15 protein-coding genes are annotated in these 17510 nt (G+C 55.4%); 10 read left to right on the top strand and 5 right to left on the bottom strand.

Annotated features, from left to right (window positions below; translation table 11 throughout):
• The first annotated feature begins 530 nt into the window (after positions 1 to 530).
• The 9 genes from GSQ62_RS07170 to GSQ62_RS07130 all read left to right on the top strand — a co-directional run bounded on the left by GSQ62_RS07170 (position 531) and on the right by GSQ62_RS07130 (position 11835).
• On the top strand, positions 531 to 1700 hold the full coding sequence (locus GSQ62_RS07170; protein WP_237587052.1) for a glycoside hydrolase family 43 protein: 1170 nt from the start codon (positions 531 to 533) through the stop codon (positions 1698 to 1700).
• A gap of 185 nt (positions 1701 to 1885) precedes the next feature.
• On the top strand, positions 1886 to 2755 hold the full coding sequence (locus GSQ62_RS07165) for a glycoside hydrolase family 16 protein (protein ID WP_161888872.1): 870 nt from the start codon (positions 1886 to 1888) through the stop codon (positions 2753 to 2755).
• 444 nt (positions 2756 to 3199) lie between these two features.
• Entirely contained in the window at positions 3200 to 4411 is a 1212-nt protein-coding gene (hmpA, locus tag GSQ62_RS07160) for an NO-inducible flavohemoprotein (RefSeq protein ID WP_161888871.1), read from the top strand.
• Between the two features lie 141 nt (positions 4412 to 4552).
• Positions 4553 to 5902: a transposase gene (locus tag GSQ62_RS07155; protein ID WP_161888298.1), complete on the top strand. Its 1350-nt coding sequence runs from the start codon at positions 4553 to 4555 to the stop codon at positions 5900 to 5902.
• Between the two features lie 705 nt (positions 5903 to 6607).
• Positions 6608 to 7861, top strand: a complete 1254-nt coding sequence (locus GSQ62_RS07150; protein ID WP_237587051.1) for a DUF3472 domain-containing protein — start codon at positions 6608 to 6610, stop codon at positions 7859 to 7861.
• 657 nt (positions 7862 to 8518) lie between these two features.
• A complete protein-coding gene (locus GSQ62_RS07145) occupies positions 8519 to 10081 on the top strand; it encodes an FMN-binding glutamate synthase family protein (protein WP_161888869.1) in 1563 nt (520 codons plus the stop codon).
• 19 nt (positions 10082 to 10100) lie between these two features.
• Positions 10101 to 10505, top strand: coding sequence for a nucleoside diphosphate kinase regulator (gene rnk, locus GSQ62_RS07140; RefSeq protein WP_161888868.1), 405 nt, complete (start codon positions 10101 to 10103; stop codon positions 10503 to 10505).
• A 65-nt stretch (positions 10506 to 10570) separates the two neighbouring features.
• Positions 10571 to 11026: a SpoIIAA family protein gene (locus GSQ62_RS07135; protein WP_161888867.1), complete on the top strand. Its 456-nt coding sequence runs from the start codon at positions 10571 to 10573 to the stop codon at positions 11024 to 11026.
• Between the two features lie 131 nt (positions 11027 to 11157).
• A complete protein-coding gene (locus GSQ62_RS07130; RefSeq protein WP_161888866.1) occupies positions 11158 to 11835 on the top strand; it encodes an RNA polymerase sigma factor in 678 nt (225 codons plus the stop codon).
• A 42-nt stretch (positions 11836 to 11877) separates the two neighbouring features.
• On the opposite strand, the gene GSQ62_RS07125 is transcribed toward GSQ62_RS07130, so the two are convergent.
• The 5 genes from GSQ62_RS07125 to yihA all read right to left on the bottom strand — a co-directional run bounded on the left by GSQ62_RS07125 (position 11878) and on the right by yihA (position 14752).
• Positions 11878 to 12579 (bottom strand): MgtC/SapB family protein, encoded by a 702-nt coding sequence (locus GSQ62_RS07125; RefSeq protein ID WP_161888865.1) that lies wholly within the window; start codon positions 12577 to 12579, stop codon positions 11878 to 11880.
• 256 nt (positions 12580 to 12835) lie between these two features.
• The gene (locus GSQ62_RS07120) at positions 12836 to 13138 is read right to left on the bottom strand and encodes a hypothetical protein (protein WP_161888864.1); all 303 of its coding nucleotides are present in this window, start codon (positions 13136 to 13138) and stop codon (positions 12836 to 12838) included.
• 63 nt (positions 13139 to 13201) lie between these two features.
• The gene (locus tag GSQ62_RS07115; RefSeq protein ID WP_161888863.1) at positions 13202 to 13654 is read right to left on the bottom strand and encodes a DUF5606 family protein; all 453 of its coding nucleotides are present in this window, start codon (positions 13652 to 13654) and stop codon (positions 13202 to 13204) included.
• Positions 13655 to 13680: 26 nt separating this feature from the next.
• A complete protein-coding gene (locus GSQ62_RS07110; protein WP_161888862.1) occupies positions 13681 to 14091 on the bottom strand; it encodes an energy transducer TonB in 411 nt (136 codons plus the stop codon).
• 55 nt (positions 14092 to 14146) lie between these two features.
• Positions 14147 to 14752, bottom strand: a complete 606-nt coding sequence (gene yihA / locus GSQ62_RS07105) for a ribosome biogenesis GTP-binding protein YihA/YsxC (RefSeq protein ID WP_161888861.1) — start codon at positions 14750 to 14752, stop codon at positions 14147 to 14149.
• Positions 14753 to 15413: 661 nt separating this feature from the next.
• Between yihA and GSQ62_RS07100 the strand changes: the two genes are divergently transcribed.
• Positions 15414 to 17375, top strand: a complete 1962-nt coding sequence (locus GSQ62_RS07100; RefSeq protein ID WP_161888860.1) for an OmpA family protein — start codon at positions 15414 to 15416, stop codon at positions 17373 to 17375.
• Positions 17376 to 17510 lie beyond the last annotated feature (135 nt).

The raw sequence follows: 17510 nt of genomic DNA, 5'->3' as shown, positions 1-17510 counted from the left end.
CCTGCGCGTTCAGCCCGGCTTGCCGGAGTCGGTGTTCACCAAACTGGTTATATATATACGGGACAGAACCTCCATCCGAAACCAGCAACTGACTTATGCCTTTCTCGTTGCCCGCAGAGGCACGCGGCCGCTCCCAGGATACGGCAGCCCGCCAGCAGCGGCTCAGAAATAGTGCGGGAGCTAGGAAGCGGTAAAAATCCATCAGACAAAGCCTTGCTTTAGGATAAAGGTAGAGAATTTTATAAAACAGGGAATGATGCGGAAATAAGGACGGCGCGGCAGCATGGTGCCACCCTGTTTTATCCTGCGCCCGCCGTCATATCAGTCTATGCCACTTTATGATATCGAATAGCTTATGGAATAAAATGCCTGAATGGGAGGCGCTGATTGATTTTGACCTGGCACGTAAATGCTGGAAATTTATATCTTAGCAAACCGTACCGTTGCTCCTGAAGTGTGAGGGGGTGAAGCCCCCGGCTATATATAGCAGGGCAACTGCCGGTAACGGAGAATATAAGCGGACATTATATATGATGAAGCTGAGCCATATACTGGTCATGCTGCTTTGGGTAGGTGCGCCGGCCATCGCCCAACAGCTAAAAGCGCACACCTCGTTCAAGCCGGGCCAAATCTGGACCGACACCGACGGCAAGCACATCAATGCCCACGGCGGTGGCGTCCTGTACCACAAAGGCCGGTACTATTGGTTTGGCGAACACAAAGTAGGGGGGCGGGACGGAAACAAGGCCATGGTTGGCGTTAGCTGCTATTCCTCAGCGGACCTGTACAACTGGAAAAACGAGGGCATCGCGCTTCCGGTTGCGGCCGAGAACAGCGGTGCAGACATAGAAAAGGGAGCTGTGATAGAGCGGCCGAAGGTGATTTACAACAAAAAGACAAAGCAATTTGTAATGTGGTTTCACTTGGAGCTGAAAGGCCAGGGCTACAATGCCGCCCGCACGGCTGTCGCGGTTTCCGATAAAGTAACAGGCCCCTATACCTATCTTAGAAGTTTGCGCCCGCACCCGGGCGTATGGCCGCAGAACGCCACCAACTCGCACAAAACAGAGCCCATCGCAGTCGCTGACAAGGACCCGGAGTGGGAGCAGAAAGTGGCCGCCGGCGCGTTTCTGCAGCGGGATTTTGAAGGTGGGCAGATGTCCAGGGACATGACGCTCTTTGTGGATGAGGACGGCACCGCCTACCATATCGCCTCCTCCGAAGAGAACAGGACCCTCCATATCAGCAAACTGACAGACGATTACCTGGAATTTACGGATGAGTACGTCCGGGTATTCCCGGGGGGGAGAAATGAGGCGCCCGCAATTTTTAAAAAAAACGGCAACTACTACATGATTACCTCGGGCCTGACGGGATGGGCGCCTAATGCGGCGCGCTCAGCCGTGAGCGACAACATGATGGCGGGGTGGAAAGAACTGGGCAACCCTGTCCGGGGAACCGAGGGACAGAAGAGCACGACATTCGAGTCGCAGAGCACGTTTATCCTTCCGGTGCAGGGGAAGAAAGACATGTTTATATTTATGGCCGACAGGTGGCGGCCTGAGAACCCGATAGACGGACGCTATATATGGCTGCCTCTCCAGTTTGAGGATGGCAAGCCGGTGCTGGGGTGGCAGGAGGAGTGGACGCTAAACTCCGGAGACAAGAAGAGAGGCAAATCTCCCAACTCATCCGAATAGTATGGCAAGGCCTTTTAGGGCGAGTGACGGGAACGCAGCGGTTGATAAGGGCAATGCTATATGCCGGACAATCTGCGAAAAACAAAGCGGTTTACCCTGCGGCATCGCACCAATCGGCACTTATATATAGGTACTGCGAAGTCAGCTTAAAAGTCCTGTACTGAAGTTGAATAACTTGGAATTAAATGGAATATAAGCGTTTCCTCCTCCTGCTTCTTGTGGGGCTTGCAGCCTGCAGTAAAAGCCAGCTGGCATTTCAGCCTGCCTCCGGCCCGCCATCCGCCAGGGAAGGCTATACCCTGGTGTGGAACGAGGAGTTTGCTACGGATGGGAAGCCGGACAGCGCCAGTTGGTCCTATGTGCACGGCTTTGTGCGGAACAACGAACTGCAGTGGTACCAGCCAGAGAACGCGGTGGTCCGGGACGGGATGCTGGTAATTACCGGGAAGCGGGAAAAGGTCAGCAATGAGTTTTACCAGCCAGCCAGCACAGACTGGAGAAAAAGCACGCCCTCTGCCGGGTACACCTCTGCCAGCATCAATACCAAAGGGAAGAAGACCTTTCAGTATGGCATCATCGAAGTCAGGGCCAGGATAGACACCGCCATGGGCATGTGGCCGGCCATCTGGACCCTGGGCGTGGCCGGGAGCTGGCCTGCCAACGGGGAAACAGACATCATGGAATATTACCGCGTGGAGGGCGAGCCGACCGTACTGGCGAATGCCGCCTGGGCGCATGCGCAAAAGCGGGCCGCCTGGGACGAGCGGAAAGTCCCTTTCTCCCATTTCCTCGAAAAGGACCCCGAATGGCCGGAGAAATTCCATGTCTGGAAGATGGACTGGACAGCGGCATACATCAGGCTTTACCTGGACGGCGAGTTGCTGAACGAGGTAGATTTAAGCCATACGATAAACCCGGACGGAACCAATCCCTTTCACCAGCCGCATTATATCCTCCTGAACCTTGCCATCGGCTCGAACGGGGGCACTCCCGCCGCAACTGCCTTCCCAAAGAAGTATGAGGTAGACTATGTGCGGGTTTACCAGAGAAAATAAGCAGCCCCTTCATCCCTCTGTACTCTCAAGGCAAGAAAGGCCGCAAAGCCACGTGAACTGCTGCGATAGGCGCAACCCAGGAGAGCCATATATATACTGCCCCCATGGAAAAGAGAGGCAGCTAAGGGCAGGAAAGGCGATTCCTGTAACCAAAAGCAGCGAAGCACCTGGCCAATATGGATTGACATCATATATAAGCATCTCCCTCCCTGAACTATCAATAACGAGTGAGAGGCCATACAGAAAGGCTTATGTCTTGTTACCTGTTACCTGCCTCATTTACTTGTTTAATGGTAGCCTGCCACTCGAATTTGAAATCTTTGAGGTTTTAAAATTGTGTTAATCTAATTGTTGTTTGTGTCAAGTGCCATAAAAGGTGAGGCATGTCATTTTTCACCCCTCCTGCGGGCCGTAACTTTGTGGCGTATTAACCAAGACGAAGATATGACGAAGGAGCAAAAAGAATTGATTAAGACAACAGTGCCGATACTGCGGGAGCATGGTGTGGCCTTGACTACTCATTTTTACAGCCGCATGTTCCAGTACAATCCCGAACTGAAGAATGTGTTCAATATGGGCAACCAGGGGAGCGGCAAACAGCAGCTTTCGCTGGCCATGGCCGTGCTGGCCTATGCGGAAAATATTGAGGACCCAGCTGTCCTGACCGCTGCCGTTAACAGAATTGGCCACAAGCACGTGAGTCTGGACATCCGCCCGGAGCACTACGCCATCGTAGGCAAGCATCTGATAGCCTCTATCGGCGAGGTGTTGGGCGAGGGTGCCACCCCCGAGCTGCTGGAGGCATGGACGGTGGCCTATCAGCAGCTGGCCGATCTGATGACGGGCCTGGAGAAGAACCTTTACAGCGAGGCGGTGGCAAAGGATGGGGGCTGGACAGGATGGCGCCCTTTCCTGGTGAAGCAGAAGACGCAGGAGTCGGAGGAGATCACCTCCTTCTACCTTTACCCCGCCGACGGCGGCAGAGTGGCTGATTTTTTACCGGGCCAGTACATCAGCGTCCGGTTGTTTCTGCCGGAGCTGAACCTGTTCCAACCCCGCCAGTACAGCCTTTCGAGCGCGCCGAATGGCGAGTTTTACCGCATTTCGGTAAAAAAGGAGAAAGGGCACAGCAAGCACCCCAACGGCATGATCAGCAACAGGCTGCACGATGCGGTGCGGGAGGGCGATGTGCTTGAGGTGGCACCTCCGGCCGGAGACTTCACCCTGGACACAGAGAAGCAGACCCCGGTGGTGTTCATCAGCGGAGGCGTGGGGCAGACACCCTTGCTGAGCATGCTGGAGTACATGGCCAGTACGGAAAGCGACAGGGAGATCATCTGGGTGCATGGCTGCCGTAACCGGAGTGTGCATGCCTTCAGAGAGCCAGTCACAACCCTGGAGGCAAGGCACGGAAAACTGAAGAAGCATATTTTTTATGACTCGCTGGATAAAGAGATGCAGGTGGAAGGATTGTATGAGGGGGTAGTGGAGTTGAACAGGCTGAAGGATCAGGCTGTGCTGCAGGATGCTGATTATTACGTGTGCGGCCCCGGGGGCTTCATCAAAAAGCAGTTCAGGGACCTTGCCGCCATGGGTGTTCCTGAAACAGCCATTCATTACGAGGAGTTTGGCCCCGCCCACCTGGTGCTCTCCTGAATCTGCCGCCGGAGAAGAGGCGATTCGGAGGTAACAAAAAAGCTATACATGAGTCATCCCGGAGTTTAGGACTGGGATAAAAAAGGAGAACCTCCTGTTTTAGTGGTACAGTCTATGTATCACCAAAGACGGGAGGTTCTTATGTTTACTACTTTCAAAAACGCAGCACGCCAAGCCGAGGTTCTCTCCCAGGCTCTGTTTTTCTCCTACCGCCTCGAAGGATTTCTTTCTCCTTTCCTTGCCAGGCTCGATGAGCTGCTGGACCGCCGCCTGGTCTACACTTTCCAGAACCTATGCCGGGCGCTGGTGCGCCACCGCAGCCGCTCCACCGGTCTGCTTCTAAGCGAGCTGGGTGGGGTTGTGCTCTCGCCCGACAAAGCCCCGGCGGGCACCAAGCGCCTGTCTAACCTGCTGCGCAGTAAGAAGTGGTCTGCCCAACTCATCACCGACTACCTGAGTCAAGAGGCCCAAACATACGTAGAGCAGCTGCTGGAAGCGGAACGTGAGCTGCCCCTGCTTTTGTGGGACGAGAGCGTGCAGGAAAAGTGCGAAAGCCTCCAAAGCGAGGGCTTATGCGCCGTGCGCAGCGTCAAAGCTAAACGGCAACTCAGAATCAAGAAGGGCTATTATGATCCCCCCACCCGGGAGCCGGTGCACGTGCCAGGCTTTCGGTGGGTGGGCCTCTTGTGCTGCGGCCTGTGGCAGGCTCCACGCATCGCCCGCTTTGCCTGGTGGAGTAGCCGGGGCAAAGAGGCCACCTCCCTGGAGCAGGTGAAGCTCACGCTGCTCTTGTGGGCCCGCCAGACCTTCGGCCAGGCCGTGCTGCACGTCTTTGACCGCGGCTATGCCTCCTCTAAGTGGCTGGGGCTGCTTTTAGGCCGCCACGACCGCTTCCTCTTGCGCTGGCCCTCCAGGTATAAGCTCGTGGATGGGCGTGGGCTTCTAAAGAATGCCTACCGCTTTTCGGTCGGCCGCAAAGCCACCTCCTCAAGAGTAGTAAGGGACATGGTCCGAAAGATCACTTACCGGCGCAGCCTCTTGTGGCAGCCCTGCCTGCACCCGGACTATGACCAGCCGCTCACGCTCCTGATCTGCCGGCCAGGTAAGAAAGGCCGCCAACCCTGGTATTTGCTCACCAGTGAAGAAGTCAGGAGTGATCGCCAGGCCTGGCGCCTGGTCTTTGCTTACGCCAGAAGGTGGCAGGTGGAGCAGGCCTTCCGCTTCAACAAATCAGAAATGGGCATGGAGTCGTGCCGGCTTTGGTTCTGGTCGAGCCGCATGAAGCTCTTGCAGGTGGTCACCCTGGTGTATGCTTTTCTGCTCTCGCTGCTGGATAAAGAGCTGCGGGAGGCGGTCTCCCATCTCCTTAGGCAGGGCTGCCATAGAACAGGAAAGCGGTGCAGGAAAACTCCTACACCGCTTTACCGTATCCGGCTGGCACTGGCCAACCTCTGGAATCTACTCTATCTATCCCTGCAAACTCCGGGATGACTCATGTATATGCTGGCGCGAGCCTTCAGATACATGCCCCGGCATGATATGGAGTTTCCCCGAAATGCTATGGGGCAGGCCCCGGAACAGTGGGCATGAGCCAAGGCGCCCGTCCCTCATATAGATTTCATTCTGATAATAAAGGAATCAAAAGTCCTGGAGCTTTCCTGCATATATGGCCCGAAGGGTTTCAGGTGATCCGCCCGCACAGGGCGTTCAAATCGACACTCACCCAGAGGAGAGGCATGTGTAAACGTGGTAAGTACACGGACAAAATCAATTTGCACTACCCATAAAAACACCGCATATATAATCCGCCTGAAAACCAACGATATATAGCCCGAAAATTCTTGTGTCCCCGATGCTTGGAATGGTCCGCTTATGCTTTGATACTTGTGTCCTTTTACTTAACCAAATTTAACTTAACTTTCGTCTGCCTTATAGACGATTCCGGAAGAAGTTCACAGGTTCAAAATCATCCTGAACCTCAAACTATAGCAAGTGTCTATAGAGTAGCGGCATAAAATTAAGCTGTAGCATAGCACTCAGGAACCCATGCAGTGGAGGTTTTTTAAGGCCACTGTTCATTCACACTTCGGCCCATATAAAGTAATGACTATCAAAGCGGCGCTTGCATTCAGGTTTATCTGTCTCCTTTTCTGTGTGGTGCCAGGCATTTCTTCTTCTCCGGTATATGCAACAGCTATGCCTCCGGGTGATAGACCGGTGCCGGAGAATGCCGTGGTAGTGCCCATGGGAGGAAACACCTGGAAAACGGAAGTCGGTGCCACAGGCGGCACCGTGGACAACAGCGGTATTACCGGCTGGACGGGCGACGAGACAGCCTTCACTGCCTATGTTCGGTTCGCTAAAAAAGGCATGGTTAAGATTTGGCTAAACCTGAGGGTGCCCGATGGCGCTGTTTCCAGAATAAAAGTAACTGCACTCGACGAATCAAGAACCATCAAAGTGCGTGGCGCCGGTTTTAAGGACTGGTACGTGGGGGAGTGGCAGATCGCGGATACGGGCTATGTGGCGTTCACCATCACCGGAGTCTCCAAAAAAGGCAGGGCTTTTGCCGATGTTGCCAGCTTAAAGCTGAGTGGAAATGCCGTGAATGAGGACATCGCCTTTGTCAAAAACAACGAAGGGAATTTCTTTTACTGGGGCAGGCGGGGGCCGTCGGTACACCTCAGTTACCCGCTGCCGCAGGGCAGGGACATAGAGTGGTTCTACAATGAGGTGACAGTGCCGGAAGGCAACGATGTAATCGGCTCCTATTACATGGCCAATGGGTTTGCCGAAGGGTACTTCGGGATGCAGGTAAACTCCGCATCAGAGCGCCGCATCCTGTTCTCGGTCTGGAGCCCGTTTCAGACAGACGATCCTGCCCAAATACCCGACGGGCAGAAAATCAGGCTTCTCGGGAAGGGCAAAGATGTGAACACTGGTGAGTTTGGCAACGAAGGCGCGGGTGGGCAAAGCTACTGGAGGTATAACTGGAAAGCCGGCACCACCTACAGGTTCCTGCTGCGCGGCGCGCCGACCGGGCAGAACACCACTGTATATACGGCCTACTTCTTCGCCCCTGAAGAAGATAGCTGGATGCTGATTGCCAGCTTTGAGCGTCCCCAGACAAGCTCGTACCTCAGGCGCACCCATTCTTTCCTGGAGAATTTTATTCCAGACTATGGCAACGAGGAGCGGGAGGTGCTTTTCTCCAACCAATGGGCGAGGGACACGGAAGGCAACTGGGTTGAACTGAACGAGGCGCTCTTCACAGGCGACAACACTGCCTCCGTCAATTTCAGGATGGACTATGGCGGTGGCCTCAAAGGTGCATCGTTCTACCTCCGCAATTGCGGGTTCTTTAGTGATTACACTCCGCTTAGAACGCGCTTCGAGAGGCCAAAGCTGGGCAAAGCGCCACAGATTGACTGGCAGGGCCTGCCTGATTAATACCTGCATCATGCCTTACAGGGGTATTAGAAGTACCATTCTTGTTTCATAAATCTATTTCCCCTTCGAAGTGGCAGGGCTGTTTCATTTTCAAATTTCTGGCGCAAGTGCTCAAACTTGCGTCCTGAAACGATGTCAATTTTTTAACTTGACTGGGTCTCAGCCCATGCTATAGCATGGGCTGAGACCGGCTTTTGGTGCATGAAAATCCCCTGCTTGAAAGCGGGGTTTCCCCCAGACAGCTCTGCTATATGCGTAAGTCCTGGTTAGATAACTGCGTTAGGCAGTTGGGACAGTAAAGTGCAGCGGCAGAACGATTTAATCTAAATCATTGTTTAGACGTTGATTTGCTTTTGCGGCGCAGATTGTTTATATTTGATTAATCCGTATATCAGAAGAACATGCTGCTTCACGCCAGATTGTACTCCTCTTTCTCAAAGCCTCTCTCGGGCTTTGTCGCAGCGTCACACCACGTATCGCTAAGTGATGTGCTGAACGGGTATTGCCTCCACTTTTTCACAACCCCCAAAGACTTTAACAAGTAGGCCGGAGGTCTCCGGCAGCCAAAACAGACTTACCCCGGCAGGAACGGGTGTAGACCAGCGTCTCATCCTGCGCCTGGCCTTTCTGGTTTTCATCCTTGTTAATAATCTTATTATGGCAAATATCATCAGTGTCAGGCAGGCCATCGCCTTTGCCCTTGCCCTTTCCTATATACTTATAGCCGTTGCGAGCCTTTACCATCTGGAGGCGCTGTGGGCGCTTGCACTCGTCGTGCCCCTGCACCTGGTCTACTGGCACAACATACGCCAGACGTGGCACACCCTGCTGCGGAACTACCCCGTGCTGGGCTACGGGCGCTACTTCCTCGAGAGTATCCGTCCGGAGCTGCGGCAGTATTTTTTCGAGTCCGACCTGGACGGCAGGCCCTTTAGCCGCCGGCAGCGCTCTATCGTCTACCAGCGGGCAAAGGACGTGCGCCAGACCGTGCCCTTCGGCATGCAAAGCGACAGCCAGGCCCCCGGCTACGAGTGGATTGCCCACAGCATGTTCCCGGTGCGGGTGAGGCAGGAGGAACTGCGGGTAGATATAGGCGGCAGCCGCTGCAGCCAGCCCTACAGCGCCAGCCTCTACAACATCGCGGCCATGAGCTACGGAGCCCTGAGCAAGGCCGCTATTATGGCACTGAGCGGAGGTGCCAGGCTGGGCGGCTTTGCCCTCAATACCGGGGAGGGGGGCGTGAGTCCCTACCATCTGGAGGGGGGAGCGGACCTGATCTGGCAGATAGGGACAGGCTATTTCGGCTGCCGCGACCGGAGCGGCAACTTCAGCGAGGAGCTTTTCCGGGAGCAGGCGGCGCACCCGCACATCAAAATGGTGGAGGTGAAGCTGTCGCAGGGGGCAAAGCCGGGCCACGGGGGAATCCTGCCCGCCGCCAAGAACACGCCCGAGGTGGCCGCCATCCGAAAGGTGGAGCCTTATACAATGGTTGCGTCACCTCCGGGGCACTCCGCCTTCAGCGACCATTTCACCATGCTGCTCTTCCTGGAGAAGCTGCGCCAACTCTCTGGCGGGAAGCCCATCGGCATCAAACTGTGCATCGGCAACAGCCAGGAGTTCGAGGACCTGTGCCGGGAAATGAAGCAAAGCCGGATCTACCCCGACTTCATCACCATCGACGGGGCGGAGGGGGGAACGGGCGCCGCCCCGCTGGAGTTTACTGACAGCCTGGGCATGCCCCTGTACGATGCGCTCGCCCTTACGCAGCGCACACTCCAAAAGTACGGGCTGCGGGAGGAGGTGAAGGTGCTGGCAGCAGGCAAGATCATCACTGGCGTCGATATCCTCAAGGCCTTGTCGCTGGGCGCCGACATCTGCTACAGCGCGCGCGGGATGATGTTCGCGCTGGGCTGCATTCAGGCGCTGCAGTGCGACTCCGGCCGCTGCCCGGTGGGTATCGCCACGCAGGATAAGAGCCTGTACAGCGGCCTGGACGTGGCCGACAAGCGCGTCAGGGTGGCGAACTTCCACCGGAACACACTGCTGGCAACGGCCGAACTGATGGAGGCATGCGGCTTCCGCTCGCTGCGGGAAGTCACGCCGGACAAGATATTCAGAAGGGTGGAGCAGGGAGAAACCAAAAGTTTCAGCGACATATACTTCAACAGGGCCGACAGCGGGGCAGCGAATGAGATAAGCCATACCTATATGCTCAATTAGAACTAAAAACTCAACAGATATGAACACGATTTATGTAACAGAGCAGGATTACCAGCGCCTGCACCAGTTGGTGCAGGCGCAGCGCACGGTAAGCGGGCCCCGGGCTGTAGAAGCACTTGGCAGGGAATTGAAGCGCGCCAGGGTGGTGCCCTCGGAGGAGATCCCGGCGGAGGTGGTCACCATGAACTCACTTGTGAGGCTAAGGGAAACGGGAGGCGGCGGCGAGATGGAGATCAGTGTGGTTTACCCGAAGGACGCGAACGTGCCCCGGAGAAAGGTATCGGTGCTGGCCCCAGTCGGCACGGCGATACTAGGCTGCAGGGTAGGCGACGAAGTGAGGTGGGCCGGGCGTGCTGGTACGATAAAATACACCGTGGAGGAGGTGATTTACCAGCCAGAGATGGCAGGCGACTTCAATCTGTGAGCCCGGGATCAGGAGCAGGAAGTGCGGCGGATATATGATTGTTTAACTCTTTTACCCTATATAGCATGAGGCAGGAACTCAGGAACGCGTTTGGCAATGTCTGTTTAACAGTGGAGGTGGACACTGTGAACGGCTGGGTCTGTGCCACCTGGCAGGGGTACCCCACGCCGGACAGCATACGGAAGGGTGTGTCCCTGTACACTTCCCTCTTTAAGGGGTGGGGCCTGGACTGTATTCTTATCGATACCCGGTCGATGATCGGCACCTGGGACCATTCCCTGGAGTGGATGCTCCACAAATGGGCGCCCCGCGCGGCGAGGGCGGGCCTGCGCTACTATGCCCTCGTGGCGACACCCGGCACCTTTGCAGCATCCACCGCAACGGACTTTCATTCCCGGCTAATCTCGTTCAAGGCCAGGATTTTTGACGAGATGGAAGCGGCGAAAGCCTGGCTGAGCCTGTACGCCACGCCGCAGCAGAGGGGGTTCTATCATCCCACAGGCGGGACGGTAACAGTATGATAGGCAGGCACTATGGCGGCTCTTTCAGGCGTGTTGTCTGCCCGGCACGCTATACCCTTACAGGAAGTTGTAACCTTTTTCAGCGGTTCTCATCTAACCCGTAATGCATCTTCAGTTTTAAAGTCCACGCCATGGAAAAAGTTGAACACACCGCTGCCTCCAGCAGCACACAGGCAACGGATGCCGAGGTGGTAGCCCGTATTTTAGCCGGGGAGAAGGAGCTTTACGAGTTGCTGATGCGCCGTTACAACCAGAAGCTCTACCGGGCGGTGCGCGGCTTCCTGCGGGAGGGGCACGACGCAGAGGACGCCATGCAGGACACGTACCTAGCTGCCTACGAGAAACTCCACCAGTTCAGGCATGAGGCCCTCTTCTCTACCTGGCTTGTCCGGATTGGCATTAATGTGGCGCTGGGCAAGCTAAGAGAAAGAAAGCGGTACGCGCTCGGGCCCCTTGCGGATGACCGCCTGCGCGAGGTGGGAAAACTGCTCTTGCAGGAAACAGCCTCCCTGAACCCGGAAAGCATTGCCATACGGAAGGAAGTGAAACAACTCCTGGAGAAGGCAATCGACTGTCTGCCCGAGAAATACAGGGTGGTATATATGCTGCGCGAGGTAGAAGGCATGAACCTGCGCGAGGTGGCGCAGTGCCTGGACATCTCAGAAAGTAACGTGAAGGTCAGGCTGCACCGGGCCAGGGCGCTGCTGAAGGAGTGCCTGTACAAGCTGTCGGTGAACCGGGAAGTGTACGAGTTTGGGTTCAGGCGCTGTGATAGGCTGGTAGAGAACGTAATGAAGGCGCTGCCGTGAGCGCAAGATAGCAGCATCCCATATGGTTAAAGCGGTTAGCTGTCAGAAATCCTGTCCCAGCGATATCCGGCCTACGCTCCTGAGCTCGTTGAGGTCTTTGTAAAGGTCCTTTACATCCAGCTTATCAGGCACGAACACATATAGCTTGATCTTTGATTTCTGCTTGTCCGTGGACTGGACCACACTTATGTTTTTGGTCACCACCTCGTGTTCCTCGAGTATGGCAAAAATCCTGCTGGTCTCGATCTTGGGCGACTGGAAGCTGATTTTCAGCGTCTTCAGCGACCCACTGATGAAGACTTTCTTCCCTACCTTGTCAAGAATGGCGAGCACGAACAGCAGCAGCAGCGTAATGATGCCGGCTGCCCCGTACATTCCCGCCCCAACCGACAGGCCCACTGCGGCCACTGCCCATATGGTGGCCGCGGTGGTGAGGCCGTGCGTGCTTCCCCCCAGCCTAAATATGGCGCCCGCGCCAAGAAAACCTATGCCCGACACCACCTGCGCCGCGATTCTGCCTGGGTCCGCGTTGCGGTATTCCGAGAACGTCTGAGGGATGTAGATGGAGATAAGCATCAGCAGGCAGGAGCATGCCGAAATGACCATGTGTGTCCGTAGCCCCGCATTTTGCCGCTTGCTTTCCCTTTCCCACCCAAGCAGGCCGCCTAGAACCGTGCTTAAAAATAATCTGAAGGTAATATTGCTGATATTGACCTCGGTTGAAATTAAAAATGCCCAGTCCATATATGTACGAAAGCGAGTGAGTAAGCTAAGAAGCTTTACTGCGGTCTTTCTCAAAGAGTTTCCGTTTTGCCGGCGGAGAGGCAGGCAGCGTGTTACAGGTCGCCCTGATGGAGGCGATAAGCCGGAAGAAGGCCATTGACCGGAGATTTGTGAAAATGTTGGCTATCCTTTCTGTGTAGTAGCCTCGGGAGCCCTTTTATATATAGCCTTCCCTGTCGGTTGTGCATATAGGCTGGCCGCAACTGGTTATATAGGGTTAGCTGTACCGGAAGCGGATCTCGGCTTTCTGTAGTTCGCGTTTCAGGATGAGGCGGGAGATGCGCTCGGATATAACCTCGGGCTCTTCGGCCAGCAGGGCTTCTTTCACCTTTCGCTCCTCCACATCGATGCGGTACAGAATGTGCAGCAGGCGGCTGAAGTCTTTCTGAAGCAGGTGCTGCACCAGGTGGGCTATCTTGTAGTGCAGCGCCTCCAGGTCCTTGGCGGGCAGGTTCTCCACCCCGAATACTTTCTGCAGGTGGTTGGCGGCGCTGGCCAGGGTGGCGGGGGAATGCTGCATGGTATATAAACGGAATCTATTGTATAAAGAGAAAGGCCCTCCGGTTGCGGAAGGCCTTTCTCTTTACGCCCGTTCTTCTTTGCCTTCTTCTGCCTCGGCCTCCGGGGCGGTGGCTTCCGCTTCCTTAAAACCAACGAAGTCTTTCACGATGTAGTACCAGCTCACGAGTTTTTTCATGTCCGACACGTACACGCGCTCTTCGTCGTACTCCGGCAGCACGTCAGCCAGCAGGTTCTTGTAATCCTCGTTGTCCGGCTTGTCGCCCAGCGGCAGTTTGTCGCCGTATTTCTGGTGCATCAGGTCGAACACCTGGGCCAGGGGCACGGTGCCTTCCTTATCGATCGTGTAAATGGATATCTCATCCAGCAGCGACATGCGGTGGCGCGCCTGGGCCACCAGGTTTTTGGGGTTCTCCTCGAGGCTTTCTACAATAACGCCTGTGCGGGTCGGTTTCACTACCTTAAAAAGGCCACTCATGCCGGCAATGGCGGCAACTTGTCTTAGATCAATAGGCATAATAAAGCAAAATCTGTTATATCGGTTTAGAGTTTGAACAAAATCGGGATGCTGGCGTTGAGGGCGTAGCCGGGCGCCTTAAACTTGAGCAGCCTGGCAACGCGCAGGGCCTCCTCGCCGGTGCCGGCACCCTGGTCGCGCAGTATCTTAAAGTTAGACGTGGAGCCGTCCTCGTTCACCGTGAAGCTCACCAGGCACTCGCCCTGCACACGGTTGCGCTTTGCCATTGGCGGGTACTGCAGCTCTTCGTCAATGGCTTTGTACATGCCCTCCAGGCCGCCTTCGTAGTGCTGCGCCACCGGTATCACCTGGTCGGGCACCCACACTTTTTTCTCCTCCTGCTGTGCCGTGTCGGGCTTCTGGCCGTCTGTCTGGGCCGAGGCCGCCACCGATGCAAAGGCAAAGAAAAGAAACAATACTGAGGTTTTAATTTTCATAAGGGGAAACATTTAGCGTTCAACATCACTGGGCGCTGCGGCCCACATGGCATGGTCACGGGTTCTGAACCTGCGCGTTAACCTCTTCGATGAAGTTCAGTATCTCGTCGCGGCCGGTTTTCTTCTCAGCCGAGGTGCGGAACATCTGCGGCAGCTCGTCCCAGGTTTCCAGCAGTTTACGCTGATAAGCGGCTATGGTTGAGTCTGTCTTGGCGGCCGACTGCTTGTCCAGCTTTGTAAAAACGAGCACAAACGGCACGCCCAGGGTTCCGAGGTGGTTGATAAAGTCGAGGTCCTGTTTCAGGGGCTCGTGGCGCGCGTCAATCAGGGCGAAGACGCAGGTCAGGTTCTCGCGTTTCTGAAAGTAAAAGTTTATCATCTTGCGCCAGTCCTCGCGGGAGCTTTTGCTGACTTTGGCGTAGCCATACCCTGGCAAATCCACCAGGTACCAGCTGTCGTTGATAAGGAAGTGGTTGATGAGCTGCGTTTTGCCGGGCGCAGACGAGGTTTTGGCCAGCCCTTTTTGCTGCGTGAGCATGTTGATGAGCGAGGACTTGCCCACATTGGACCTGCCGATAAAAGCATATTCCGGCTTGTCTGGGGCGGGGCAGTCCTCCACCCGCGTGTTACTCATCAGAAATTTCGCTTCTTTTATTATCATGCTGCTGGTGTCGCTTTACATATGATTTGCCAGGCCTTCGCGCCTCAGCATGGAGGCAGGGCAAAGGGGGCTGGCGGGAAAGGCGCAATTTACGCATTTATTTCCCCATATATAACCAGCCCCGCGGCGCACCCGGCCCGGCTGGACATAGGCCAGCACTTCCGAGGCTGGTGCTAGCGGTTTGTAATATAAACGCCGTCTACCCGCTTTTTATATATCGTGTACCAGAAATTCGGCCTGCTTCTCCGGATGCCTATGCTGTAAACCTGTAAATACTGTTATCTTACCGCCCTGGAAGAGGGCAGCAGCCGCGAAACGCCCCCTGATTCCTGCCCGTGCCCAGCGTGCCAGCCATTATGGAAAAACGTGAAAGTAAGTAGTTATATCTATTAATTTATATATTTGCTGGTTCAAAAAATTGTGAGTAATATTATAAACGCAGATGCGGAGTGCAGGGGGCGGAACAGCGGATTCCGGAGAGGAAAAGGTGCCCGCAGCGGGGGCTTAATTTTCGATTTTAGGGAGAAATAGAATATACTAATTTTAATATTAAGCGTATAGAAGCAAAAACAGGCGCACCCACCATCACCATATAGCCTGCGCGTTTGCTTCCTTATATTCATCTACAAAAACAAGAAAAGTATAACAAACCTATTCACACATGAACCAATTAGCCAAATCATTTTCGCGGCTCTCCATGCTGCTGGTCTTTATGTGCCTGCTGGCAGGCGCTGCGGCGGGGCAAAGCACCAGAAAGCAAATGCGGGCGGCGAACAAGTTTTTCAACAAGGAGAACTACCGGGCGGCGCTGCCGCTATACGAGGAGGTGCTGGCCGCAGACCCAAACAATGCCAAGGCGCTTTACAATGCCGGTATCAGCTTCCTTACTTTCGATAAAGAGAAGGCGGCCGACTACCTGTACCGTGCCCAGCAGCTAAAGCCGAACATTGACGAAGAACTGGAGTACTGGCTTGGCCGCGTAGACCATATCAACTACCGCTTCGACAGCGCGATAGAGCATTTCCAGAACTACCAGAAGGAGATACCGCGCCGCAACGAGGTGCGCCGGGAGGAGGTGGCCCAACTGATCCAGCATGTCAGAAACGCGAAGCGCGAAGTGGCCAACCCCAAAGATGCCTTCGTGGATAACCTGGGAGGCACCGTGAACACCGCCTTCTCCGAGCACAGCCCCGTTATATCTTCCGACTACAACTACCTGTTGTTCACCTCGCGCAGCGAGGAGGCTACCGGGGGCAAGCCCGCGCAGGACGGCGAGTACTACGAGGATATCTTTGAAACGAACCGCGTGGGCGATGAAGAGTGGGAGAAGCCGCGCATCGTGGCGGGCGCGCTGAACAGCCCGGGCCATGACGCCTCCATCCAGCTTTTCGACAACGACTCGAAACTTTTGCTGTATCAGTCTGTCAACAACGGCGACATCATGGTGTCGGAGCGGCAGCCGGACGGCAGCTGGGGAGCGCCCAAGAGCATCAGCGACAAAGTGAACACCCGCGATTTCGAGTCTGACGCCTTTATAACGCCGGATGGCAACACGCTGTACTACTCCACCAGCCATTACTCCGAGAACGGTGACCTGGATTTATATATGATTCAGCGCAACCAGAACGGGACGTGGGGCAACCCCAGAAGCCTGGGAAGGGCCATCAACACGCCATATGACGAGGACAGCCCTTACCTGGCCAACGACGGCACGCTCTATTTTTCCTCCAGGGGCAACAACTCGATGGGGGGCTATGATATCTTCGCTGCCAGATACGACTCGGTGGCCAACCGCAGAGGCCGCCCCGAAAACTTAGGCTACCCCGTTAACACCCCGGATGATGACACCTACTACCGCCTGTCTCCGGATGGCACTTACGCCTACCTGTCGTCTTACCGCATCGGCGGCTACGGCGAGAAGGACATCTACACCATCAGCTATATCAAGACCGCAGCACTCAACGGGCAGGTGTTCACCAAGGCCGACAGCATTCCGATTCCGGGGGTTGAGCTTCTCTTCAACGGCCTGCAGGCCGACAAGCGCCCCATCACCTACCGAGACGTGACCAAGCCTGACTCCGGCGCCTATACCGTGCAGGTGCTCTCCGGCCGAAAGTACCAGGTGCAGCTCTCCAGAGACAATGAGGTGATTGAGACGCAGGAGATTGAGGTGCCTGCGGTGGTGGACGACACGACCTCCATCACGTATAATTTCTATATCGAATTTGTGGACTCAACCGGTGTGCTGCCCAAACGCGAATTTGCCATGCAGCCTGTTTACTTCGACACCGACGAGTACGAGCTGCGCCCCGAGTCAATGCAGGAACTGGACAGCATCGCCCGCATCCTGAAGGCCAACCCGACCATGAACATCAGCATAGAGGGCCACACCGACTCCCGCGCCAGCGACGCGTACAACATGACGCTGGGCCAGAACCGTGCCGACGCGGCCTACGATTACCTGGTGAGCCAAGGTGTTTCGCCCAAGCGCCTCGTAACGGTTTCGTACGGCGAGCGCCGCCCTGTCGTGCCCAACACCTCAGAGGAGAACATGCAGATGAACAGGAGAACAGAGTTTCAGGTGCTGCCCCGCCAGGACGAAGCGGCCGGGACGGTGCAATAAGCGGCGAACCGCTGCCACATTCTATAAAGGCAGGTTGAGGGACTCTCAGCCTGCCTTTATTTATATTTCGGAACATAAACCGTGAATTATAGTTGAAGGTAAAGTATTTTTGGCGGAATTATATAGCACAAAGAA

This window comes from Pontibacter russatus (assembly GCF_009931655.1).
Lineage (GTDB): Bacteria > Bacteroidota > Bacteroidia > Cytophagales > Hymenobacteraceae > Pontibacter > Pontibacter russatus.
This window is presented reverse-complemented; position numbering and strand designations above follow the sequence as displayed.

Excerpts from the sequence above, each read along its gene's own strand:
- hmpA (WP_161888871.1), top strand. The coding sequence starts at position 3,200 with ATGACGAAGGAGCAAAAAGAATTGATTAAGACAACAGTGCCGATACTG.
- GSQ62_RS07145 (WP_161888869.1), top strand. The coding sequence starts at position 8,519 with ATGGCAAATATCATCAGTGTCAGGCAGGCCATCGCCTTTGCCCTTGCC.
- GSQ62_RS07125 (WP_161888865.1), bottom strand. The coding sequence starts at position 12,579 with ATGGACTGGGCATTTTTAATTTCAACCGAGGTCAATATCAGCAATATT.
- rnk (WP_161888868.1), top strand. The coding sequence starts at position 10,101 with ATGAACACGATTTATGTAACAGAGCAGGATTACCAGCGCCTGCACCAG.
- GSQ62_RS07155 (WP_161888298.1), top strand. The coding sequence starts at position 4,553 with ATGTTTACTACTTTCAAAAACGCAGCACGCCAAGCCGAGGTTCTCTCC.
- GSQ62_RS07120 (WP_161888864.1), bottom strand. The coding sequence starts at position 13,138 with ATGCAGCATTCCCCCGCCACCCTGGCCAGCGCCGCCAACCACCTGCAG.
- GSQ62_RS07135 (WP_161888867.1), top strand. The coding sequence starts at position 10,571 with ATGAGGCAGGAACTCAGGAACGCGTTTGGCAATGTCTGTTTAACAGTG.
- GSQ62_RS07150 (WP_237587051.1), top strand. The coding sequence starts at position 6,608 with ATGCCTCCGGGTGATAGACCGGTGCCGGAGAATGCCGTGGTAGTGCCC.
- GSQ62_RS07100 (WP_161888860.1), top strand. The coding sequence starts at position 15,414 with ATGAACCAATTAGCCAAATCATTTTCGCGGCTCTCCATGCTGCTGGTC.
- GSQ62_RS07170 (WP_237587052.1), top strand. The coding sequence starts at position 531 with ATGATGAAGCTGAGCCATATACTGGTCATGCTGCTTTGGGTAGGTGCG.
- GSQ62_RS07110 (WP_161888862.1), bottom strand. The coding sequence starts at position 14,091 with ATGAAAATTAAAACCTCAGTATTGTTTCTTTTCTTTGCCTTTGCATCG.
- yihA (WP_161888861.1), bottom strand. The coding sequence starts at position 14,752 with ATGATAATAAAAGAAGCGAAATTTCTGATGAGTAACACGCGGGTGGAG.
- GSQ62_RS07130 (WP_161888866.1), top strand. The coding sequence starts at position 11,158 with ATGGAAAAAGTTGAACACACCGCTGCCTCCAGCAGCACACAGGCAACG.
- GSQ62_RS07115 (WP_161888863.1), bottom strand. The coding sequence starts at position 13,654 with ATGCCTATTGATCTAAGACAAGTTGCCGCCATTGCCGGCATGAGTGGC.
- GSQ62_RS07165 (WP_161888872.1), top strand. The coding sequence starts at position 1,886 with ATGGAATATAAGCGTTTCCTCCTCCTGCTTCTTGTGGGGCTTGCAGCC.